Source organism: Secundilactobacillus silagincola (assembly GCF_002583405.1).
GTDB lineage: Bacteria > Bacillota > Bacilli > Lactobacillales > Lactobacillaceae > Secundilactobacillus > Secundilactobacillus silagincola.
The window spans coordinates 29,661-54,998 of sequence record NZ_BCMJ01000004.1 but is presented as its reverse complement, the minus strand read 5'-3'; the positions used below and the strand labels follow the sequence as shown (position 1 = coordinate 54,998).

At 42.1% G+C, this 25,338-nt stretch carries 16 protein-coding genes; 14 read left to right on the top strand and 2 right to left on the bottom strand.

What is annotated here, in order from left to right; genetic code table 11:
* The first annotated feature begins 5 nt into the window (after positions 1 to 5).
* From CES82_RS05920 to CES82_RS05870, 12 genes are all read left to right on the top strand, one after another.
* The gene (locus tag CES82_RS05920; RefSeq protein ID WP_098824454.1) at positions 6 to 1,895 is read left to right on the top strand and encodes a coiled-coil domain-containing protein; all 1,890 of its coding nucleotides are present in this window, start codon (positions 6 to 8) and stop codon (positions 1,893 to 1,895) included.
* A 215-nt stretch (positions 1,896 to 2,110) separates the two neighbouring features.
* Positions 2,111 to 3,781, top strand: coding sequence for a leucine-rich repeat domain-containing protein (locus CES82_RS05915; protein WP_180245678.1), 1,671 nt, complete (start codon positions 2,111 to 2,113; stop codon positions 3,779 to 3,781).
* Between the two features lie 255 nt (positions 3,782 to 4,036).
* Complete coding sequence (locus tag CES82_RS05910) at positions 4,037 to 5,269, top strand: S-layer protein (RefSeq protein ID WP_098824450.1); 1,233 nt, start codon at positions 4,037 to 4,039, stop codon at positions 5,267 to 5,269.
* Between the two features lie 85 nt (positions 5,270 to 5,354).
* Positions 5,355 to 6,590 (top strand): S-layer protein, encoded by a 1,236-nt coding sequence (locus CES82_RS12810; protein WP_098824448.1) that lies wholly within the window; start codon positions 5,355 to 5,357, stop codon positions 6,588 to 6,590.
* A gap of 521 nt (positions 6,591 to 7,111) precedes the next feature.
* A complete protein-coding gene (locus tag CES82_RS05900) occupies positions 7,112 to 7,765 on the top strand; it encodes a matrixin family metalloprotease (protein ID WP_098824446.1) in 654 nt (217 codons plus the stop codon).
* Between the two features lie 560 nt (positions 7,766 to 8,325).
* On the top strand, positions 8,326 to 8,976 hold the full coding sequence (locus tag CES82_RS05895; RefSeq protein WP_098824444.1) for a matrixin family metalloprotease: 651 nt from the start codon (positions 8,326 to 8,328) through the stop codon (positions 8,974 to 8,976).
* A 146-nt stretch (positions 8,977 to 9,122) separates the two neighbouring features.
* The gene (locus CES82_RS05890) at positions 9,123 to 9,962 is read left to right on the top strand and encodes a C39 family peptidase (RefSeq protein WP_098824442.1); all 840 of its coding nucleotides are present in this window, start codon (positions 9,123 to 9,125) and stop codon (positions 9,960 to 9,962) included.
* Positions 9,963 to 9,986: 24 nt separating this feature from the next.
* Positions 9,987 to 10,802, top strand: coding sequence for a C40 family peptidase (locus CES82_RS05885; RefSeq protein ID WP_098824440.1), 816 nt, complete (start codon positions 9,987 to 9,989; stop codon positions 10,800 to 10,802).
* Positions 10,803 to 11,060: 258 nt separating this feature from the next.
* The gene (locus CES82_RS12360) at positions 11,061 to 11,249 is read left to right on the top strand and encodes a hypothetical protein (RefSeq protein ID WP_143466292.1); all 189 of its coding nucleotides are present in this window, start codon (positions 11,061 to 11,063) and stop codon (positions 11,247 to 11,249) included.
* Between the two features lie 213 nt (positions 11,250 to 11,462).
* Positions 11,463 to 11,723, top strand: a complete 261-nt coding sequence (locus CES82_RS05880; protein ID WP_098824438.1) for a helix-turn-helix domain-containing protein — start codon at positions 11,463 to 11,465, stop codon at positions 11,721 to 11,723.
* 108 nt (positions 11,724 to 11,831) lie between these two features.
* Positions 11,832 to 12,989 carry a matrixin family metalloprotease gene (locus tag CES82_RS05875; protein ID WP_098824436.1) on the top strand — a complete coding sequence of 386 codons (1,158 nt, stop codon included), beginning with the start codon at positions 11,832 to 11,834 and terminating at the stop codon, positions 12,987 to 12,989.
* 155 nt (positions 12,990 to 13,144) lie between these two features.
* Positions 13,145 to 13,396, top strand: a complete 252-nt coding sequence (locus CES82_RS05870) for a hypothetical protein (RefSeq protein ID WP_098824434.1) — start codon at positions 13,145 to 13,147, stop codon at positions 13,394 to 13,396.
* A gap of 89 nt (positions 13,397 to 13,485) precedes the next feature.
* On the opposite strand, the gene CES82_RS05865 is transcribed toward CES82_RS05870, so the two are convergent.
* The gene (locus CES82_RS05865) at positions 13,486 to 13,941 is read right to left on the bottom strand and encodes a hypothetical protein (protein WP_143466291.1); all 456 of its coding nucleotides are present in this window, start codon (positions 13,939 to 13,941) and stop codon (positions 13,486 to 13,488) included.
* Between the two features lie 439 nt (positions 13,942 to 14,380).
* On the opposite strand from CES82_RS05865, the gene CES82_RS05860 reads away from it, so the two are divergent.
* The gene (locus CES82_RS05860; protein WP_098824430.1) at positions 14,381 to 14,896 is read left to right on the top strand and encodes a sigma-70 family RNA polymerase sigma factor; all 516 of its coding nucleotides are present in this window, start codon (positions 14,381 to 14,383) and stop codon (positions 14,894 to 14,896) included.
* A 162-nt stretch (positions 14,897 to 15,058) separates the two neighbouring features.
* On the opposite strand, the gene CES82_RS05855 is transcribed toward CES82_RS05860, so the two are convergent.
* The gene (locus CES82_RS05855) at positions 15,059 to 16,204 is read right to left on the bottom strand and encodes an RNA-guided endonuclease TnpB family protein (RefSeq protein ID WP_098824428.1); all 1,146 of its coding nucleotides are present in this window, start codon (positions 16,202 to 16,204) and stop codon (positions 15,059 to 15,061) included.
* A 239-nt stretch (positions 16,205 to 16,443) separates the two neighbouring features.
* Here CES82_RS05855 and CES82_RS05850 point away from each other — a divergent pair, with 239 nt between their 5' ends.
* Positions 16,444 to 25,317 carry a DUF7601 domain-containing protein gene (locus tag CES82_RS05850; protein WP_098824427.1) on the top strand — a complete coding sequence of 2,958 codons (8,874 nt, stop codon included), beginning with the start codon at positions 16,444 to 16,446 and terminating at the stop codon, positions 25,315 to 25,317.
* The last annotated feature ends 21 nt before the right edge of the window (positions 25,318 to 25,338 follow it).

Here is a 25,338-nt window from a genome sequence, read left to right as displayed (position 1 = left end):
ATAGTATGGGGTTTCGAGACATTTTTAAAGGAAAAGCTAGTGACGAAATTGAAGATGCAAACCAACAGTCGATTACAGGTGATACCGCTGGAACGGCTAGTAGTTCATTTCCAAAACAGGAACAGTTAGCTAATCAAGCGAACGGCACAATAAAGAATAACGATAATTTTGCAGAAGGCTCTCTTTTAACTACAAAGCAGAATTTGACGAAAGCAGTACATGACTACAATGTAATTAGGGAAAATTTACAGGATGTTCTTTTTGATAATCAGCAGGCTATTCAAGGCGATATTGATCAGTTAAATCCACAAGTATCAAGCATACAGGAACAAATTGATGAGACAGAAAAAAGCATCAAGCAGATTCAGGCTGAATTAGAGCAGGCCAGCCAACAGGCGTCGGCACCAATAGTTGAACGACAGAACACATTAAATCAACGGGTTGAAGAAAATCAAAATCTAACTAATAAATTAACGGTTCAAATTGAAGAGTTAAATAAAGAATTAAGCAACCTTAATGATAAACAACACCAGTTGGTCCAAGCTGAAACAGACATTTCCGCTAGATTTGAAAGTGAAAAAGATCCTGCTGTTATTGTTACCTTAGCTGATCAGTATCGTGATGATATTGAGAATAATAAGGCAGAACGCGATAAGAACGCTGCAGCTATTGTGGCGGTTGACGAGAAACAGAAGAATTTGAAGGAACAACTTCAAACAATTCATGACCAATTAACCTCAGATCAAAAAGAACTGAGTGAGGTTAACAACCAGTTGGAAGAAGTTCAACTTAAGATTGCTTCTGATGATGAAGGACGTTCCAAGCAACTTGATTCACTGACTCAAGAATTAACTAAGAATCAAAACGAGCTAGGTAAGTTACAAGCCGAGTTAGACAAGAAAAACAAGGAACTTGCTACGGCTAACCAAGAAATTGATAATTGGCTAGGAGTTCCAGTACCAGTTAAACAGTTAGAGATGGATGAAGATTCCGAGATTATTTTAGCTGTGGATGGATTGACTGATGATCAAATTGCACAGTTGAAGTCAGCTGTAAAAGTGCTTACTGAGCATGGACTTACTCACTTTGGTTTGTACACTAATCGATTTGATTTAAACCTAACCAGTCAAATTAATCAATGGACGACTAAGTTGCAGGTTAAGGGTGGTTTTGTTTCCGTGTACAACCCACTCTACAGCCTGCAACATCAAGGTAAGCCGGGTGCTAAGTACCAGTTACCGGATAACGCAGTTAGTGATGAGTGGAACGATGCCCACACAGAACAAACAATGGTATTGGATAATGGCTGGACGCTCAAGATACACTATTTTGAAGGCAGTGACGCCGTCGCCAATGTTGACTCATATCAGGGTGATCATTTGGCGGAAAGCAGCACGCTGAGCACGGAAGGCCAATTGATAGCTAACCGGTTCTTTAACGATGATGGGACTAAGAATCGTGATGAGTATTATAGTCAGAGCGGGCTAGGTATTTTGAACGTACGCTATGAACAAGATGAGTTAAGCAAGGTTGAACTATTGAACGCTGTGGGTATGCAGGTTCAAACGTTTGATACCATTGCTGACTTTACTGAGTGGTGGATGAAGAACAGTTTTGATCAACATGGTCTGTTAATGGGTGCCATTGAAAACGAGCAGTATCGTCATTTGCTAGGAGAGACGAAGGGTGAACCGATTACCTTGGTCACGGGTTCGAGCTTGGAACATGATGACTTTAAGGCTTGGGCGATGGCACTGCCAAAGCAGCAATATTTGGCTGATAATTATCAAACTGAGATGAAGCTGATTCAGCGATTGAATCAACCGCTGACGATTAGTTTATTAGATCGACGTAATCTGCCGGTGTCATTGGGTGTTCCGGCTAGTAATGAATAGAAGTTACTGAGTGTGTAAATATTAATTTATCTATTATGGAAGAAAGCCATTCATTATTATTGAGTGGCTTTTTTAGTTGTGAACAGATTATGTTCGAATTGGCAACTCTTTGTGAAGTCATGGTATATTGCTGGTGCCTCTTTAAGGTTTCTTGTTATATTTAACTTACAGAAGATTGTTGTTGCTCACCACAGACCCCCGCAGGAGGATTTATGATGAAGAAAAGAATCAAGTTGTTTAGTAGCGCATTAGCAGTTGGTATGTTACTTGGGACAGGTGTTGGCTCCTTGTCGGCGGTAACACAGCAAGAACCAGACACAACAGTGACGGCTAAAGCTAGTGAACAAAGTCCCAGAGCAGAACAAGTTACGATTGATGAAAATGATGTTACGATTGATCGAAATACTGGTCTGATTACAGATTTCACCAATGCTGAAAAAGCCGAATTATTACTAGCTGGAGGAGAATTGGTGGTCCCTGAAACAATTGGTGACGGTGAAAGTAGGGTAACGGTAACAGGCGTCGCGGATGATTCTAATAACTACGCAGGTGTATTTGATAAAGATCATCTAGAATCTCTTACGGGAACTTACGATGGCGTAATGAATGGTATTAGTAATGTGACCTTTGCAAAACCGGACAACATTAAATTTATCGGTCGGTGGGCCTTTTATAATAATCAAATAACAATGCTAAATTTGCCGGCGATTACTGAAATTGGGTTCGAGGCCTTTGAAGATAATCAAATAACAACGCTAAACTTACCAGCGGTTACTGAAATTGGAACACAGGCTTTTAATAGAAACCAGATAACGACATTAAGTTTACCAGTGGCTACTAAAATTGATGCAGGAGCTTTTAAAAGCAACCAGATAACGACATTAAGTTTACCGGCAGCTACTGAGATTGGTGAAGAAGCTTTCCATAGTAACGCGTTAATCAATATCAAATTGCATCAAGATGCAAATGTTGGCTCATCAGCATTTGAAAAGCAAAATATCTCGCATGAAGTAATGCCTAATAAAGATGGAGAAATTGGATTTGACACTCTGAAGCCAACATTCTTAAAGGGAACTGCCGAACAAATTAAGACGATATCGGCGATTACTATTAATGGTGAAGATGCTGGTTTACGGGCTGATAATGAGAATAAAAAAATCACCGGTGCCAATCATCCGGAACAATATTCAGTTAATTTAGAAACGGAACTGGATCATGAGGGTTCACTGCCGGGAAATTACTATATTAACTCATATGAACTTACCATTAATCCGTTTGAGGAAAGCACTGATGGCGGCGAGTCCGGTGGTACTCCTGGTGGTGGCGGTACCCTACCTGAAGATGGAAGCAATGGCGGCGAAACGGACACTAACCCAGATAATGGAAACAGTGGTGAATCGGGTAACAACGGCAATGAAATTAAACCAGAGCCTGCTCCCAAACCAGAAGAAAAGCGCCCGCACACCGTTTATGCTAAACGTGGCATGAGACTGCACCGAAACGTTTCATTGACTAGTCCGATTAAATCATACAAGAAACAAAGTCGAGCTAAAGCAGCGAACTTCCGGGTACGTGGAATTGCTTACGACAAAAACGGTAAGAAGCGTTACAAGGTTGATGGTGGTTATATCACTGCAGGTGCCACTTATGTAGCTGACAGCCACTTCCGTAGCAACAAGGTCCGCCAAGTGCGGGTACTGAACAACCGTATCAACAGTTACAAGGACGTGAAGCTTTCCTCGAATAAAAAAGTGCGTTCTTACAAGAAGGGGACTAAGCTGAAAGTGAAACGCATCGTGAACTACGGGCGGGCAACTCGGTTCGAACTTACTAATGGACGCTATATCACTGGTAACAAGCAGCTGTTGATTATGGATCAGAAGTAAATCCTAATTAGACAGATATACACAAGACCCTCAACCAATAGACTAGGTTGAGGGTCTGTTTGTTTTTGGTCGAATTTTACTGTAAAAATCATTAAAATTACACTGGTATTTAACTACATATTTTACGTAAATCTTGCATATTGATTAAGAGTTCTCAATTTCTTCTCATCTATGATATTAAGTGTTAAAATTAATGCAGTTAATCAAGGGGATTAACTGAAGGGTATTGTTTAACATAAAGGAGTGTATTTGATAATGAAATCAAGTTTGAAGAAAACACTGTACGTTGGCTTAGCTGCTGTGTCAGTTCTTGCCGCTTCTGGCTTTGCTGCACAAAATGCTAGTGCCAAGTCTTACGCTTATGTTACTAAGCCAGCCTACTTCAAGACTGCACCAGAATCACGTAATGTGGTCCCTACTGGTGACAATGCTTTGTATACTAAGCCAGGTACCATTAAGGGTGCTCGTGTGATTGCTTCTAAGACCACTATGGGTAACTTAGCTAACTCCAAGAAGTCATCTGATTTCTTCCGTGCATACTCAATCGTGTCAACTAACCGCGGTTCGGTTTACTACAAGGTTGTTTCATTTGACGGTCATTACCGTGGCTGGGTCTATGGTGGTAAATCTACTACCAAGTTTGATGGTGGGATTGCACCTGCAACCACGACTAAGTCTGCTACAATACCAAGTACCACTACTGGCTACACCATTGCTGATGCTTCTAAGAACACCATCTGGACTGCTCCTAAGAACACCCAGTACAAGGCTGCTAAGATCACTGGCTTCGATGCCACTGATACCTTTACGGTAACTGGTGCGGAAACTAAGGCTCGTGAAGGTTCACTTTACTACCAAGTAAAGGATGACCAGAAGCCTTCAGTTACTGGCTGGATCTATTACACAGGCCTTAAAGCACCACAAGGTAATTCAGTTAAGGTCAGCTACGTTGACAAGACTACTGGTAAAGAAGTCGGTACTAGTTCAGTTGCCTTTGGTAAGGATGCAAGTTACACCAACGCTACGACTACGGACAATTTGAAGAGCATTCTTAGCGGCGTACCTTCAGGTTATGTACCTTATAGCAATGACAACGGTGGTTCAGCTTCATTCAATAACCGTGACGCAGCGGCTGTAGCTAAGAATGGCGACACGATTACCTTTAACGTTAAGCCTGCAGCTACTAATGCTACCAAGGCTATCAAGGTTGTTCTTGTTGATCAGAGCGGTAATGCCCTCGATTTGAGAACCAATGATCAAACTGCTTTGGATGCTTCAGGTGCCAAGGCTGTCTTCCAAGTATCAGCAGGTAGCACGATCACTGGTAGTGACGTTCAAAATATCATTAACGATGCACATCTTGACACTGTGCTAGATAATACTACTAATCGCACTTATCAGTTTGTAAGTGGTGCAGATACTGCGACGACTACTAATGATGCTGGTAATACCGTTACCGTACGTGCGGTATATCAATTACTTAAATAATCACTAACTGAATTGAATCTCAAAACGTCGCCATTTGAGCGGCGTTTTTTATTCGAAATCGTTAGAATAAAGGGAGTATTTTAAAATGAAATTAAATTTTAAAAAAACATTATACGTTGGTTTAGCAGCTGCTTCAGTCCTTGCCGTATCTGGTTTTGTCGCAACGACTGCTAGCGCTAAGTCCTATGCTTATGTGACTAAACCCGCGTACTTCACCACTGCACCAGAGTCACGTAACGTGGTGCCTACTGGTGAAAATGCGTTGTATTCTAAGCCAGGTACCATCAAGGGTGCCCGTGTGATTGCTTCGAAGACCACCATGGGCAAGTTAACCATCACGCCTAAGTCAACTGACTACTTCCGTGCGTATGCCATTGTTTCGACCAACCGTGGCTCGGTATACTACAAGGTTGTTTCATTTGACGGCCATTACCGTGGCTGGATCTATGGTGGCAAAGATACCACTCAGTTCGGCGGTGGTATTAAAGCAACTCAAACTACGAGGACACGAAGCTTACCCAGTCAGACAACGGGTTACACCATTGTTGATCCGTCTAAGAATACCCTTTGGACTGCGCCTAAGAACACCCAGTACAAGGCCGCTAAGATTACCGGCTTCAAGTCAACTGATACGTTCACGATTATTGGCGCAGAGACCAAGGTGCGTGAAGGGTCACTTTATTACCAAGTCAGAGATGATCAGAACCCGTCAGTGACGGGGTGGATCTACTACGCTGCTGTACGAGCATCACAAGGCAACTTAGTTAAAATCACGTACATTGATGGTGAAACTGGTGCCGTAGTTGGTAAAGGCACGGTTCCATTCGATAACAGCGCGGCAACGACTAATCTCACGACAAATCCCAATTTGAAGACCATTATTGATGGTATTCCTTCTGGTTATGTCCCTTATGATGCTGGTAACGGTGGTGTTGATTCACTTAGGGACTCGCACATGGCTACCGCAGCCAAGAACGGTTCTCAATACTATTTCAGTGTGACAAACAAGGGTATTAATAATCTTCAGGATATTCAAGTTATCCCGGTTGACGAAAACAACAAACCAATTGAGATGAATGAGACTGATCAAGAGGATTTGCATGCTTCCACATTCGCTTTTGCCCACCATGTTAAAGCGGGTGACACGATTACCTCTCAAGACGTTCAAACGATGCTTGAGGAAGGTGGCTCCAATTACTTGGACTTTACAGATAAATCAGGTACTCACTACCACTTCGTCAGTGCACCTAATACAGCAACAAGCACTAGTGATGCTCGTGGAACTGTCACTATACGAGCAACATTCAGAGCTGAAAATTAATAAGTGAATGATTTAGCCTTAAAACGTCGTCCTATGAGGCGACGTTTTTTACTGTTGCTAATGGGACACGTAAATCAATATGTCCCATAATAAAGCACTTTTTTTAAAAAATGCAAAAAAAGATTATTACTTTTAAACATTTCATATGTAATTGAAACTGTTTACATTACGTTGTAACATTTTCACAAACCATGTATAACCCTTATATAGCAGGGTTTAGAATTTAAATGACAAATATTACATTGCCGTGAAAACAAGCTTTCATGAATTAATTTTATTTTGGAAAACGGTTGTATTCCTCAAAATAGGGTGTATAGTTACTTTTTGTTGCGTTGGTTGTTGGGGGTCAATAATCAACATGGGAACAACGATTCAATTTTCACAGTTTCAATGTTTCATGGTTTAGCAATTTTATTTATAACGTCAACACGACTCTCTCTCGTGTGTTATATATTTGGAGAATTTCTTAGAAAAAGCTGATTGTCGAGACACTTTAGAATTTAAGGAGACTTTCAGTTTATATGAATAATCGTTTAATGGGTACATTGTTGACTTTTGTCGCTGTTGTTGCAGGTTTGAGTTTTGCTACACCTAGTCATGCCAGTGCCAAGGTGGTCACTGACGCGGATGCTACAGAAGCTGTTAAAACAGCAACATCGTTTGGCACTGCAAAAGCCGATGGCGGCGCAGCTACTGGTAAAGCAAGTTTGACACCAGCTGCTAAGCGTTGGCAATCAAAGACAATTACCTACAAAATCGCCAGCGGATCAAGTTATTACAAGTCCGTTTGGAAATCAGCCGTTAAGGTTTGGAACCGTAGCGGTGTGGTTAAATTAGTTGCAACTTCTGGTAAAGCAAATATTACCTTGTCAAACAGTAATTCACCAATGGGTAATAATGATTCAACTGTTGGGATCACTTATTCTTCATATTATAACAACAAGTCTTTGAATGGCTTGGCAGTAATGGCTAGTGCTAAATCATACGTTTTCACTAACGTTGCCAACCGTTACCACTATTCAAAGGGTGAACGGACGAACGTTGCTGAACATGAACTTGGCCACGCTTTAGGCTTAGAACATAACGTTGGTAAGCACAGTGTGATGTATTACGCTACCAGAGATCAATCCGTATCAAAGCCAGATGTTAATGGCTTGGTACACAGTTACCGTTAAGATTAAAAATTAAATTAGAAATGAAATATCCATTCCGGGGGGAATGGATATTTTTTTGTAATTATGTGAAGTTTACGAGTGAACATTAAATGAGACGCATAATTATATATGTCTAAAAAATAGACAATATTTGTCACGTTCTTTAAAAAAGACTAACTTTTTTAAAAAAATATGTGCAAATGAAACTGTTGATATTTTTAAATTTTAAAAGAAATAGCTACCCTTTTGAAGCCCGTCAAATTAGGATTTGATAATAATTAGTATATGTTATAACATTTTCACAATACCGCTCTTTAGGCTTTTCCGTAGCATAATTGCACTTGTATTTTGTAAGTATGAATGATATATTTCACTTGTTAAGTTGATTGTTGAGGGGGTCAATAATCAACGAACGGGGACGACGGTTGATTTTCATAACCATTTCTTTTTAGTGATTTTATTTGTATCAAGCACGATTCTTTTTCGTGTGCTACTTTTGGAGAATTTCTAAGAAAAAGCTGATAGCCGAAACACTTTAGAATTTATTAAAACTAAAATTTAAGGAGACTAATCAGTATATTATGAATAATCGTTTGATAGGAACTTTATTGATATTCTTTGTCGTTGTGGGTGTAGGGTTTGCTACACCGAGTCATGCAAGTACTAAGATTGCTACTGATGCTGATGGTGCTGAGCCTGTTAAAACAGCGGAAGCAGCCAGTGCTGTGAAGTCTGATGGCGGAACAGCTACTGGTAAAGCAAGTTTGACACCGGCTGCCAAGCGCTGGCAATCAAAAACCATTACCTATAGGATTGCCAGCAAATCAAGTTATTACAAATCCGTTTGGAAGTCAGCGGTTAAAAAGTGGAGCCGTAGCGGTGTAGTTAGGCTAGTTGCTACTTCGGGTAAGGCGGATATCACATTATCCAACAGCAATTCACCAATGGGTAAGTATGATTCACCCGTAGGCATTACATACTCTTCATACTATAGTAACAAGTCTTTAAACGGTTTGGCTGTGATGGCTAGTGCCAAGTCATACGTTTTCACCAATGTTGTTAATCGGTATCACTATTCTAAGACGGAACGGACTAACGTTGCTGAACATGAACTTGGTCATGCCTTAGGTTTAGAACATAACGTTGGTAAGCAAAGCGTGATGTATTACGCTGCCCGGGATCAATCAGTAGCTAAACCAGATATTAAGGGTTTACAGCACAGTTACCGTTAAGATTAAAAAATTAAATTAGAAATGAAATATCCATTCCGAGGGGATGGATATTTTTGTATCTCGTTAAATTGAGCCAGAGATGATAACTTGATAAGGGCCAGAATATGGTATACTGCAATTAAATCCAAGTGAGGAGTTTTATGAATATGAATTTGAAACACGGAATTGCAGCGCTACTGCTGGGCCTATCAATAGGAATCAGTGCAGTTGCCACTAATACTAGCAGTGCAAGTGCCGCGACTTATACGCCGGTCACCAAACTGACTAAGGTGAGTTACTATACCACTATGGGGGCTAATACTTCGCAGAACTACGGTGTTTATGCTACCGGTGGCTACCAAACATCGGCTAAGAACGTGACACCCATTAGTTACGGCAAAAACTTTGCTGGTAAAACGATACATATTACTCGTGAAGAGGTTGCTAACGGTACGACCTGGTTGAAGTTTACTTATAACCATACGAAGACGGGCTGGATCAATCAAAAAGCCACAGTGACGTCTACGTACAGGCTATACGCGCCATTGATCGGTCAGCGGCCAGAATTACCGACCGGTTGCGAAATCACGGCAACGGCCATGATGTTGCAGTTTGGCGGTGCCAAGGTCACGAAGACCAGTCTGGCGAAGGAAATGCCACGAAGCAGTGACCCGAATAAGGGGTTTGTGGGCAGCCCTTACAAAACTAGCGGCTGGTACGTTTATCCTGGCGGTCTCATGGGTGTGGTCAAAGCGCACATGGGAACGGCTAAGAATATGACTGGCTACAGTCTGACCAGCATTAAGAAACAAGTTCGCCGCAATCATTTGGTGGTGGTCTGGGTCGGTAACTTCGACGGCTTCAGTAATCATGCGCTGACGGTGACGGGTTACTCTAAGTCACGGATCTATTATAATGACCCGTGGACGTATAAACGAACGAGTATGACAAACAGCTCGATGACATCGCACCGGAAATTAGATGCTAATCGCGCGCTGAGTTATTAATTTAAGCAATTGGGAGGCTTATTTATGAAGTGGAAGTGGATCTTTGCGTTAAGTTTAGGGGCTGCTTTGGGGATAGCAGGAACGACGACTCAAGCATCGGCTTACCAGAATCCTAAGGGTTATTATCAGGTACAAGACAAGCAGATCAAGCCGTATGGCAAGGTCGGCTACACGGTCAAACGTGGCTACGAAGGCATCAAAACCTGGAAGATCATGAAGAAGATGCATACCTTTGGCGGCTACGATAAGTACAATACCGCGACTTATTATCAGGTGAAGAATTTCCAGCGTAAACATCACTTGAAGGTAACTGGGAACGTGGATGAGACGACTTGGGTCAAGATGGGCTTTTCGAAGTCGTCATGGACCAGCATTGACAGCTACGTGGCACCATTGACGGTGACGACTAAGGATAGCCGCAAAGCCCACGTGGAAGCCATGATCAAGCAAGCCTACAAGTATAAGGGTAACCCTTATTTAGTGGGTTCCTCATCTAGTCCTAGTTATGGCGTGGACTGTTCTGGTTTGGCTATGCAGGCACTGTATGCTGGCGGCATCAATCCAGCACCTATCAGTTCTATTAACCACGCTCATCCAGGCAACGAATGGAATTCTCGTAACCTGTGGGCATCCAAGAAGCTCAAACGGGTGGCTTATAAGCACCGTGAACGCGGTGATTTGATTTTCTACTATCAACCAGGTACGCACGTGATCTGGCACGTAGCGATTTATCTGGGCGGTAACAAGGTGATTGAATCGTGGCCACCACGCGTGATGGTCCAACCGATCCGTAATGGTCAGCGGTCAGATATTGCTGGGGTTAAGCGGCCGTTTCTATAAATAGAGTGTGAAAACAAGCGTTTAGATAGCGGAGTGTAAGGCCCCTTTCTCATAAACCCATGGGCTTGGGGTTTGTGAGAAAGGGGCCTTACATGCAGCTGTCTGCTTGTTTGAGCACGTTTGTGAGTTGTAGAACATATCCACATAACGAGCAAAAGAGGACTTATTTGCTGATTTCAATCCAAAGGCCATTAAAATTTTTGTCGATGTCAATTTGTATCACTCCTCTTTTGGTATACCGATAATAGCTGTCGTGACATGGAATCAGCGGCTGAACTGACCTTTATTTTAAAAATGAAACGCAACGGGAATTCTGAATTAATTTCAAAAATGTTATGTACGAATTTAGCCAATGGTATATGCCACTTTTCAGAACATAAAAAAGCACCAGTGAAGGGACAGTTCACTGGTGCTTTTGGCGTAATCTCTGTCATAGCAATCACTTAGGGATATGATTAGGAACGACACAAGTGTTTCCGATTGGCATTCATCAATCGAATATATTTAGGTTATCATAGATAATTTTAAAAATCAAGAACACCTGTTCGATTCTTATCTTTTGTGATATCCGGTAAAATAATCTTTGTTCAGGACAAACACCTGACAACTTTCTGCAGTCGATATCGTTACTCAGCACTCAACTCACAGGAGGAAAAATCTTTGAAACCAACCCAAAACATTTTTGACAAACCGGCATTTGCTAAGAAATTTCACCAGAGCAGCATTCGCTATAAGTATGCCGTTGAGATTCATGCTTTGCGGGCCGAGGCCGGTCTCACGCAAAGTCAGTTAGGTGAACTGATGAAGGTACCGCAATCGTCAATCGCGCGCTGGGAAAACGGTGGTACCAACATCACCATTGAAACGCTGGAAAAAATTGCCATTGCCATGAACAAAGAACTAAAAATTGATTTTACGTAAAGTAGCGCATCTTAAACAAAATGACTTGTTAAATATGGTAGAATAACCCTAGATAGATTGAGGAGTATTGCTTAAAAGTAATACGTTGTTCAAGGGGGCCTTCTAGGTATGAAAAAACTTGGTATTATGGTTGTTGCAGCCATGTCATTTATGGGTGTGCTGGCTGCTGCACCAGTAGCAGCGACACCGACCGTACAGGCGAAGACAAAAGTGTCTATCACCTCAAAAAAGTCAATCAGTACGCAAAAGTACCAAATTGACCAGTCGAAAGCCAAGAAAGCCTACGCTTATAAGAGTGATATGAAGAAAAAGGCTTTCAAGCTTTCCAGTGGTCATAGCACAGTTTTTTATGCCAAGGCTCAAGAGACGGTCAAAGTTGGCAAGAGTAGCCGGCTTTACTACTATGTTAAGTCCTCGTCGAACAGTAAAATGGCTGGCTGGGTTTGGCACGGCTATTTGATGAAACCGCTGATGTCTAAATCAGCGTTGGCTAAGTTAGTGGCTTCCGGTCCAGATCTGGATCCTTCATCGACGATATTGAACCAGCCATCAGCTTTTTACAGTGCTAATCGCGCTTATTTAACAAAAGAGTTTAACATGTCAGGTCAACTGACGACCTTTAAGAACCATCAGGCACGGGTCTACATCGCGGATCCAGCCCTGAAGACTTATACCCAAAAGGCTATGAGTGTCTGGAACAAGGCGCTGGGTCGTTCAGTATTTATCAGCGGAACTTCTAAAAAGCACGATTTAGTGGTGGCAACTAAGTCCTCCAAACAGTGGGATGGCCTGAACGATGGTTCACATCTCTATATTAGCTCTAACGCGCTTAAGGATAAGACCTATATGGACAGCGTGGCTGATACACCGGAGATTCGAGCGCTGTATAACCAGTATGAAAACGTGGCAGATGCCTATAAGAACGCACCTAATGATTCGGCTGAAAAGGATGCCTACTTGACTCAAGGTCATACCCTATATGATGAATTAATCGCGGCTCAAAAAGCAGCGGCACCATCCGCAACTGCATACTGGGAAGGCGTGATCGTCCATGAATTAGGTCATTCATTAGGTATTGATCACACACCATACCTCACGGACATTATGTACGCCAAAACTAGCGATGATGGCTTTAGCAGCAGTGTGAATGGTAAGTATGACTGGAGTGCGCCAAAGGATCCTAGTGATACACGGCTCGAAGCACCATCCTTGTCCAATCGGGATATTGATCGGGCAAAGTTAGGCATGGAGCTTGGATACTGGTAGTCAATTCATAAAGAATTTAATAGTCTGGTGACTAGTCTTCGGACTGGTCACCAGGTTTTTGTATTTACGTAATCTTTACACAACCAAAACGGAATCAATATATTGAGGGCGTATACCTAAGCTAGATATTACGGATAACTAGCGAGGTGAGTTTGATGAAAATGTTGATTGTTGCTTTGCTTTTGTTGGGACTGAGTTTTCCGGTCACGACCAGTGCCGCTACCGCTCAAAAGACTGAACCAATCGTCACGAAGATGAACGCACAGATTCAAGTCGGTAATCAGGAAAGCCAAATCAAGTTTTGGCGGACTGATAATCCTCGGGAACGGCAAGCAACCGTTACTGGCTTGTCGGCGCTGATTGTCGTTGGACTGGTTGCTAGCTGGGCGCGACGGAGATTTTACTAACAGTAAATGACCCACTAAGAGATGATACACATGCGTATCGTCTCTTAGTGGGTCGTTTTAATATATTTGGGGAACAATTTAAGTGTTGGTCAACTGTTAATGAGCCATTTGTAGATCCGGTTTAACCCAGTTGGCCGTTCATCTGGATCTTGCTTGGTGACAATCAGTTTCATTGATTCTCCTAATTGAACGTTTTTCAGAGTCCTGATATTTCTGAGATCAGTCTGATCAAACTTGTAGTCCAACGGAATGTGATCGTTGATACCGCTGCCTGCTTCAATGATGTCACTGTTAAAAATATCCGTGACGTCAGCACCACGACCAGAAGCATGGCTGGTTGACCAATAATAAGTTTTGAGTTGTCGTCCGTGTTGCGTCACAAAGTGGACAGTGACGTGATTATTGAGCATTCGGTGCGTGCGCGGCATTAGTTCTCCAGATTGAAGATCGTGCCCTCGCGTCAGAAGTGATGTGCCAAATACCGTCGACAAACAAATGATGATCAGGACAGCAACAGTATGTCTCCTAGAAATTCGGCGTGTCACAACGCACCTCCTTCAGATGGTCTCTCTTATTGATTGATAGTATCTCAAATAAATGTAGTCAAAGTAAGGTAGATGTTTGAAGATTTTATGAACAGAAATCGTCTTTTGTTGATTAATGCCTTCACAATTTCAAAAAAATATCAGAAAGACATGGACTACGAACTGGTTGGCTGATGTTAACCCATGACGCAGAGAATGCGAAAAAGTTTTTAAGACGATTGAATGGCTGATTAGTGTCAAAATTGGCCTAGTTCATTTAAAACATGAACATATTTTGATAATGTGATCATAATGTTCAGAAAATTAAAGTAGTTTCGAGGCTCCCACGAAAACAATCAAAAAAAAGCGCTGCTAGCGCTTTTTTTGTTGGAATTATGGATTTGCTATTCTATTTTCGACCATAGCGCTATGGATCACTTTATAAAAAGGGGTTCATATAATGGATAGAACAGCACAAGCAGCTTTTGACTTTTTAGCAGAGGACGACCACCAGTTGATTATTTACAGTGCGTTAAAGAAACTGGGTATTCGCCAAAATGACGCCCGATTTGAGGATCTCGTTCAAGAAGGCTGGATCTTATTTGTCACCATTTATCAAAAGTATCCGCAAAATCCTCAAGAATTGCCGAAACAGTTTTTAGCTTATGCACATCAAGCTTTATATAGAAGATTTTTAAATCAATTACAGGCCACGCAACGGGAAACCAAGCATTTGGAAACCAGTGAAGTCGACTTGTCGGGAGTACCACAGATGCTGGATGTGGTGGCCGAGACGATTGATGCCGAACTATTGAAAGGGTGGCTGGGTAAATGCAATGAGGCGGAACGCCGCTTCTTGATCGACCGCATCTATTATCAGCTGACGCCCAGTGAAATCAGTCAAAAGTGGGGTGTCTCCCGTCAGACCATTTATAAGTGGCAGAAACGCATTCGTAGCAAGTTAATGGACGAGTAACACAAGCAGTAGCGTCATTTCAAGAAAAAAGCTCTTCGTGAACTACTCGTCACTAAAGTAACGCGCTTCTAGGAACACCGCTGACTTACGCATCATCCAGAGAATGGTACGCAGAGGTTACGGCTATTGACTAAGGGCTGTTCCAGCCCAGTTGGTCTTTTATTATGCGGTTGTTTTTAGAATGTTCATTGCGGCGTTGATATCGCGATCATGATTAATGCCGCAACTTGGACACGTCCACTGGCGAATGTCTAAGGTATGCCTGCCATCATCGTAGCCACAGCTTGAACATATTTGTGAAGTTTTGCGAGGGTTAACAGTGATCAGCTGTTTTCCATACCAAGCACATTTATATTCTAGCATTGTACGCAGCTTTCGCCATGACTGATTGACAATTGCCCTAGATAGCTTGTGATTTTTCAGCAGATTTTTGGTTTTCAAATCTTCAATCTTTATCACATCATATTGTTCAACCAGTTCTTTGGTGATGTTGTGCAGATAGTTATCCCGTTGATTGGCAATCTTTTCATGATATTTAGCTACCATCTGTTTAGCCTTCTGGTAGTTTTTGAAATCCGCCAACTCTCTGGGTTCGGGTACCTGATTATGTTTATCCCAAGCAATCTCCTTTTTGGCTTGACGTCTGCGCCGAGCCAAACGTTTTTCCCAGTAATGTTTTCTTTTACTAAGCCGTTTATCAAATCTGATGGTGGGGTATTTGATCCCATCGGAAGTAATCATGAGATCAGCAATGCCCATATCAATACCAATAATCTTACCAGTGCGTTTTAATAGCTCAATATCAGTATCAACCAAAATAACGGCGTAGAACTTACCGGTAGCAGAGCGTCGAATCGTCACGTTCTTAATTTTGCCAACTGGTTGTCGTCCAGTTTTAAATCTCAGGTATCCCAGTTTGGGCAGCTTAAGGTGATGCTGATCAATCACTTTAATATTGTGGTTGATCGCGTTACATTGATAGCTTTGTTTAGGGAACTTACGAGATTTGAACCTCGGAAACCCGCGATGTTCCTTAAATAGTTTTTGATAAGCGTGATGCAAGTCGCAACTCACATGCAACAGAGAAGTCGATTCAGCTGCTTTAAGGAAGGGGTATTCCTGTTTCAAACATTTAATGAGGTAGTTCATACTAAATTCGTCAACATAACTGCCCCCGTTGGCATGGCGTTGCTTCTGCATGTCGAGTAGCTGATTCCAAACGAAACGGCAGTAACCGAAGTTAGCCGTGATTTTTTCCTGCTGCTGTGCAGTGGGATAGATGCGGGTTTTAATCGCCTTTAGTGTCATAAGCGGTAACATCCTTTGGTTTTATCGTTAGCAAACATATGTTCTCATTATACGATATTCCCAACCGATTGCCAACAAACAATGTCAGAAAAAGCAAGGAAACACGTCCTTAAAAGAACGGGTTTCCTTGCCCAAATTCATAAAAATATTACAAAAATTCCAAAATCCGCGCACATCTATTTTTTATTGTGAATGTATTAGATAGGTCAGCGCTTATACACGTGAATGGAGGCATTCTTATGAAGAAATTACTGATTCAAGTTGTCTCAGTGATCACGCTTGTATTCGGAACTTCTTACCAAAGCGTGCTGGCACTGGCAGATGATCGGTCCAGGACCGAATTATCTGAAGTCCAGTTAAGTGACGCACAGGGTAATAGGGCCAGGCAAGTGAAGGTCAATGAGACCAACAATCTGGAAATGACGGTGACGGTCAATAATAAGGATGGTGAGAACGCTGATGGTAAGGCAGACATGTGGCTGCCAGAGGACCAACTGAAGGTGATGCAAGAACAGGTGAAGGCTGAGTCTGCAGTGACGGACACCAACGCCACCCTGATCTTTGAACGCCGTAAGAATAAACAACCGCAGCTGGAATGGAAGAACGTGGAAACCAGTGCGACTTTCAAACTGAAGGTACCGGTTCAATTCACGGCACCCATGACCAGCATGATCCTGCCAATTGCGCTGGGTTCGCAACGTGAACATCTTCAGCCATTAGCGGTGGTCAGCGAAAATGCAACGGAAGAAGAGATGAAGGAAGCTGGGACACCGACTGAGCTGCCAGCTAATATGGTACAGTCGCTGACTTCATTCATTGACGCGCAGCAGGCTCAAGAAGCGCAACAGGCACAACAAGCGCAACAAGAAGCACAGGATAAAGAAGATGCGCAACAACCGGAGCAGAACGCTGAATCAGAAGCGCCTGCGAAGGATGCAAATGAAGATAAGGCTAAGGAAGACAAGGCCAAAGAGGACGCAGCTAAAGAAGAGGCTGAGGCTAAACGAGAAGCTGAAGCCAAAGCTAAACAAGAAGCTGAAGATAAGAAAAAAGAAGATGAAAAGACCGCTGACACTCTGAAGAAGAACGCGCGTACTGCTAATGCAGAGAGCGAAAAAGATGGTGTGGAGCGGGAAAGTAACGATAAGAAGGAAACTCGGGCTGGGACGAACCTGAATACTATTTTGCAAAATAACACTGGCGAAGGTGCCTTAAGTAAAAGCTTGTTTGATTCAATTACGTTAAAGCAACCTAACAAGAATCCAATTAGTTTAACGGATGATAACGCAAACGTTTCTGAGTTAGGTGATTTCACACTGACGTATGAATGGCAATCAGCAAAACTGTTAGAAAAGTTGGGTACCCATGCCGTTCAAGAGGGCGACTACTATACTTTTAGAATTTATGGGGTTAGTGACGCAGCGGACAGTGAAGGCCCAACTGGTGATATTACTGATACAAACGGTAATAAATATGCTGAATGGGAATTAAGCTATAAGGCGAAAGGTAATGATGATCCCGCTGCGAATGGTCGAGCATTCCAAGAGATCAAAGTGATTTTCACTAATGAAACGATGAATGACACAAATGTGCATTACAATATGTCATTCGACCACAAATATAATGGGTCAGAGCCAATCGAATTTGAATTTAGTGAAGAAGCAACAATTACTGTCGATCCAGTTCAAACTGAAGATTTATTAGCTAAAAGCGGTAAATTTATCGGTGGCAATGAGATTCGTTGGACGGTGACTTTAAGACATAATTCCAGTCAAGGCGCAACAAAATATTTCAAGGATATCACTTTAACTGATACCTTGCAGTTAGCAAATAATCAGCAACATAGTTTTACAGACTGGAATGTTTATTACAGTAACGATAAAACTAAGGATAGTCTGAAAGATGAGTTTGAGGGTTGGTCGGAAGATCCAAGTAAAACATCGCAAGAGTTGACGAGTACTTCTGATCGTGAAGTTGAGGGCAGTTTAACTTTTGAATTTACCACTGCATACGAAAAAGGTGCAATTGGTAAATTTGCCAATAAAGTCGGTGGTTCATTTGGCGAAAACGTTAATTTAGAAGATGCTTACGCCGATGTAACTAACTCACAAATAACGAAGGCATACGATAAGTACGATCCTATAGAAGGGCTATATTATTGGAACGCAACCATCATGATCGATATGTCTCAGTATGCAACCCTAGAACAAAAACGAGAAGCATTAAAGACAATGAAAATCACTGATACGCTGAAGGGAACGCATATTTTTGATGAGAATTTACTTGATTTAAAGATTACCAATATTGGTAAAGATACAGATGTTACCGAGTCTTTTGAAGAAGTTGACATCACTGATATGAATAAAGTAATGACTATCGATACCAAGAATGATAACGCATCTCTAGATGCCTTGATTGCAATGCTCGAAAAGACCGGTAATGATCAGAAACTCTATCTTTCTTACCGAACTAAAGAAGACGGTGAAGGGCAACTAAATAACGTTAACAACACTATTTCACTTTCCTTAAATGATGGTAGTCAGGATAGTGGTGAAATTGGTGGACATGGTGGTCAGTTGATTACCAAAAGCGGTGAACTAGATCGAACAGTGCACGAAGGCGAAGATGCCTTTATCAACTGGTCGATGACCGTTAACCAGGCAGGACGTACCTTCAATACTTTGAAAGTCATCGATGTGTTACCGGATGATGTAAAGACCGATGATATTGAATATGTTGAGGTTAAAGGTGAGCGAATCGACTTGAACAATCTTGATAGTCATGGCATAAAAGGTTTGACCATTAAACGAGGGATGGCTACTCAAAATAGAACTAACGATAAGACACTGTTTAATTTTGATGAAAATGGAACAACTGGGAATCAAGCACTTCAGTTTGAATTTGATGGCGGGTACCTCTCAGGAGAAGAAATTTCAATCAAGATTCAAACCAAACATGAATGGAATAGCAAGGAACATCTCAACCGTGTTGGTGCTGTGATCAACAATCAACGTCATGAGTATGCGGATGCCTCTGTATCTTTTGATCCTGACTATGTTCGCGATGGTCATAAAGGCGGCGAACTTAAGCTGACGGATAATCCAGAAAGCAAAGACAATACCGTTGAGTGGTCAGTAGGTATTGGTAGTCGATTAAACACTTACTTTAGCGCAAAAGCTGGCGACGTGAATGAAATCACGGTGAAAGATACACTTAATCGTGGTGGCATCAAGTATCTCAGTTTTCTTCCTGATGACGCTGAAGATTCGCCATATAAGCTTTATGCGTTAAATAAAGATGGTAAAGATCCACAACCAATTTCAAAAGACCACTATGTGCTTACTTTCAATGAAGATGATCCGGAAGAAGCAACCATTAAGATTACTTTCACTGAAAAAGCACCAGAAAAAACCTATTCATACCTTTCATTACAATTTGAAACACCAATTGATTTAAAGGCGTGGAATGAAGCTAATAAAGGTGATGAAGATGTTAGCCTGCCGGACTCACACGAATTCTTAAATGATGTGGCAGTTTCCTTTGGCAGTAAAGAGGCTTTTAAAGATGAAGCCCAGGCTTCACTGACCACGACAGGTATTTATGGTCAAAAGCAACATGGCGCAGTGAAAGATAACAAGATTGAATGGAACGCTATTCTTAACGCAACGAGTATGAACATTGGTAAACCAGTTATTACCGATAAACTGACTGGTGATCATATTCATGGGGTAGCCCCAGATGATCTTGAAATTAGCCTCGTTGATGTTAAACACACGGAAAAAGACGGTAAATATAATGTAGAAGTGGATGAATCTGGCAGGACTGAAGTTCTAGAATATGGTAAGGATTATACAGTCAAACAATATCCAGACGAGATGATAATCACGTTTGAACGAGAAGTTAAACGGCCAATTCACCTAAACTATAAGACAACGATGACTGGTAAGAGCAACTCTTACGGTAACGGTGTGACGATTCAAGCAAATGGTCATAACACCGGCTACAGCGATTCTTATGAGATTACCAGTGGCGCGTTTATTGAAAGTTGGGGTGTTCGATTCCTTAAAATGGATGCCGATGCTAACAAGCCATTACCTGGAGCAACCTTTAAGCTGCAGCAGTCTCGAAAAGGTAGCGGCGTATGGACAGATGCAGTCGGCATGGATGGAAAGAAGATTGAACCAGTGACTTCTAATGAAGAAGGTTTCCTCCAATTCTATATGCTGGGGACATTACTGGAGTACCGCATTGTTGAAGTGGGTGTTCCGGAAAATGATAAAGATAGCCAGTTAGCTGAGTTTGTCTTCGATAAGGACAGACATGATGCAGAAAACTGGCAGAATCATAATCCGAAGATCAATAACCATGATGTACCAACTGGCGGTTTAACCATCCGGAAAGACGTTGAAAAGATTGCTTCCTCAAAAGAATTTGACTTTGAAGTGCGTGCATTAGACGAAAATGGTAATGTTGATACCAGTTTTAATGGCACTTATGACCTATATGGTAGTTCAGGTCAAGTGAAGTTTGTAGACGGTATTAGCCAGAAAATAACTGTTCCAGGAGCAGACAGCCGTACGATTGAAAAGTTACCGATTGAAAAGGTTGCTGCTGATGGTAGCAAATCTCCTTGGTACTACCAAGTTAGCGAAGTTAACCGTGAAGATGGTTATGCAACACAAGTTTCGGTTAACGGTGGCGAATATCAAAACGCTTATACAACCGAGAAATTCGAACTTGAAGAAAACAATGCAAGTCCAGTGAGAGTTCGCTTCCTAAACACGGCTGACCTTGGTGACCTAGAAGTTAGAAAGACAGTTAGTGGCGGATCTCAAGCAGATAATAACAAGAAGTATAACTTTACGGTTGAGGCAGCTAACGATGACAGTAAAACTGCAGTAAAGGGAAATCGTTATGATGCGGAAGGCGCGTTAAGAACGGTTCAATTTGACTCAGAAGGTAAAGTTAACTTTGAACTATCTGACCAAGAATATGTTTATATTAAGAATCTACCAAAGGGTACGAAACTTAAAGTTACTGAGGAAAAACCGGAAGCAAATAACCTGGAAACCACTTGGTCCATTAACGGTGGTGAATATGGTAATGGTGATAACTCAGTAATTATCAATTCAAATGAGCCACAATATGTGTATTACAAGAACAGCTTTAGCAAATCTGGTCAAATTAATTTAATGAAGAAAATTTCAAGCTCAGTTTCTGCTAATGAACAATTCAAGTTTGAAATTGAGACGGATGATACAGTGAATGGTAAATATCCATTTGCTAAATATAATGCTCAAGGTGGCATTGACAGCACAGGTACTTTAGAATTTAAGAATGGCAAAACTGATATTTCACTGAAAGGTAATGAACATGTGATTATCACTGAGCTGCCATTGAACACAGAATTTACGATTACCGAAGCAGAGACTGGCGACAGCCACATTGAAACAAGTTGGGAAGCTGGTTCTCAGTCAGGTAAAGGGAGTGTTACTGACCCAGTTAAATTGGATGATGCGAATGATATGCACAACGTGACGTTTACCAATGCGTTGCCAAATGGGTCATTAACATTAAACAAGAAAGTGTTGAACCAACTACCTGGCGACAACGTGACGCCATTTACATTCACCATTACAGGTGTAAATGACGATGACGTTAACAAGGTTAAGAACCGGACCTTCACAGTTGATGGCAATAACGGCATGGACGACATTGATTTCAATGATAAAGGGCAAGCAACCCTGAGTCTGACTCATGACCAATCAGTGAAAATTCTTGGGTTACCTGCAGGTGTCCACCTGCGAATCACTGAAGACAACCACCCTGATTTTAATGCAACTTATAATATTGGTGGTGGCGAAGAAGATGAGGATGCAGACGGTCCGACCGTGACGGTTCCTGATGATAAAAACGTTTCAGTGAACTACACGAATACGCGTCCTAAATCTGGTAGTCTGTTGTTAGAAAAGCAGGCTGAAGGTTCGTATCCGACAGGTGATGCAATCGGCTTTACGATTGAAGCCTTAGATGCTAACAAAGATTTAGATGATGAGTTTAGTGCAACTTTACGACAGACTGATGGTACAACGCTTAATAAGAAAGTTGAATTTAATGGTGGTAAAGCCGACGTTTCAATTAAACCAGGCGAAAAATTGGAAGTTAAGAACTTACCTCTTGGGGAATACAAAGTTACTGAAGACGATCAGGAAGATTCAGTGATCACCACTTGGAAAGTTGATAACAACGACGGTACTGGCTTAGTTGCGGATGACGCTACTGTTAAAGAAAACGACACCACTCATGTTCTGTTCACTAACAAGATTGCTAATGGTAGTTTGGAACTGAATAAGAAGGTTTTAAACCCACTACCTGGCGATCAAGACACTGAGTTTACTTTCACTATTCAAGCTGCTGACGATGATATCGGAAAAGTAGCAGATGAAACTTATGATGTTGAAACCAACTTTAATGGCAGAGATCATGTTAAGTTCAATGATGAGGGACAAGCAACACTTAAGTTAAGCCATAACCAATCAGTAAAAGTGCTTGGCTTACCTGCAGGTGTTCAACTTAAAATCTCTGAAGAACAACACTCTGATTTCAACGTCAGTTACACCGTTAATGGTGATGAAGATGATGACGAAGACGGTCCGACCGTGACGATTCCAGATGGCAAAAATGTCGCTGTAAACTACACGAATGCGCGACCAATCTATGGTAGTTTAATGCTACAAAAACGGGCTGAAGGTTCGTACCCAACGGATAAGGGTATTAAGTTTACCATCAAAGCTTTAGATGAAAATCAAGATTTAGAGCGTAAATTTGATGCTACTTTGACACACACCAATGGGACGACGACTTCGCAAAAAGTGAGTTTTGAAAATGGTGAAGCGGAAGTTACAATTTTACCAGGCGAACAGCTGTTGATTCAAAACTTACCAACTGGTCAATATCAAGTAACCGAAGAACGTCAAAATCGGTTAGTGACGACGACTTGGGACATTGGTACAACGCAAGGTAACAGAGAAAAAGCGGCTCCAGTGACTGTTGGAGAAGGTGACACCGCACATGTGCGTTTCACTAACAAGATTGCCACTGGTAAGCTGGAACTGAATAAGTTCGTGGCCTCTCATGATGACGCGGACAAGGATAAAGACTACAAGTTTGAACTTCGTGCAAGTCGTTCAACTCGTTGGATGGTCGCTAATAAGAGTTACGACGTTTCTGGACATTCAGAGACGAAGCGGATTGAGTTTGACCGTAGTGGCCGAGCAGAAATTAGCTTGAAAGATGGTCAGACGATTAACGTTTCTGATTTACCAGAAGGTGTTCGCTTAGCGGTCATCGAAACGGATTCGAATGATTTGAAAGCAACTTGGAACGTGAATAGTGAGGGCAGCTATGAAGAATTAAGCCAGCGTAACCGTCCGAACGTCACTATCACAGAAGACCAAACCGAAGTTGTTTCTTACCGAAATGTTCGAGATCCAGTAGGTAGCCTGCGAGTAGATAAGATTGTCAAGGGCGCTTACACTGACGACCACCGTAAGTTTGAGTTTACAGTGGATGCTCAAAAGATTGCGGACAAAGATAGCAACGATGCAGACACTGAAGATGCGGATGACACAGATGAATGGATCACTAACGAAGAGTTTAACGGCAAGTATAACGTGAAGGTTTACAGTCGCAGCAACAATGAACTGCAGGAAAACTCAGAAGTAGAATTCACCAATGGACAAGCTACTCTTGAATTGAAAGCAGATCAGTACGCAGTGATTGAAGGCTTGCCACTGAATGATGACGAACAGTTCCAAGTTAGCGAAACTGATCCAGATATCGCTAACATGATGACCACTTGGGCTAAGAACAACGGGTCACCAGAAGAAGGATTAGTAGCGGAACCTGTGACATTGGATGAAACAGACGTGCCACGGATTACCTTTACCAACAGTCTTGAAACTGGCAACCTGGTTCTTGATAAGAAACTCTCAGGTGAAATTAGTGATACTGACAGAAACCGGGCGTTTGAATTTACGGTTGATGCTCAGGTTGAAGATACTGAAACGGGCGAATGGAAGACGGATGAGGCGTTTACCGGTGACTACACGGCGACTAAGACGACTGCTGATGGCCGACAGACTACCAGCAATGTGACCTTCGAAAATGGTCAGCTTACGGTTGCCTTAAAGGGTGGCGAACGTCTGCAGATCAGTAATTTACCGGCAAATATGCACATGGTTGTTAGCGAAACTCCTGATGGCGATTACGAAACCAGTCATCAGATCAACCACGGTAGCGAAATGCTAGGTACGACCACTGATCCAATCACGATTCAAAACGGTTCAGATCAGGCGGTAACCTTCATCAACGATCGGCCAGCACAGCCACAGACTGCTTGGCTAAGCTTAACTAAGTCAGTGATCGGCGAAAATGGCGAACGTGATCGCGGATTCGAATTCAACATTCGCTTCCTCGATGATCAGATGAATCCGTTGACTGGTACAGTTGATGTTGTCATGACAACACCACTTGGCGAACACATCACCAGTCAAATGATGCTTGATATGGATGGCAGCAGCTCGTTTGCATTGATGGACGGCGAAACGATTCGTTGGCAGGTACCAAATGGGACTCACTATCAGATCACTGAAAGTGACTACTCAGCAGATGGCTACCAGACTAGCGTTAGTCAGGGACAAGCACCAGAACGGGAAGGCTTAACCGCCACTGGTGTTGTGATGACTAACGATCCTGGAAGCGCCAAAGTTGTTTACTACAACCGCGCTGACCCAACACCTGAAGATGAACCGCATACGCCAGAAGAACCAGATACAACCGTTCCAGGTTTTGTTCCGCCAGCGTCTGAACCAGGTACCGGAATTGGTACGGATACCGAAGATACTCTCGGTGGTTCAGGTACGTTAGGAACTGGTGGTTCAACAGCACCGCAAGCTCATACGAGTGGTACTAGCGGTTCTGGTACAGCTGCCAAGGGCTTCTTACCTCAGACTGGTGAATGGATGAAGCAAAACTGGTTACTCTTATTAGGCCTTGTGATTCTGTTGGGTACTATTGGCTTAATGGTAAGAGCAAAGCGTAAAAAAGGTTGATCAGGTTTCAGATAATGCATA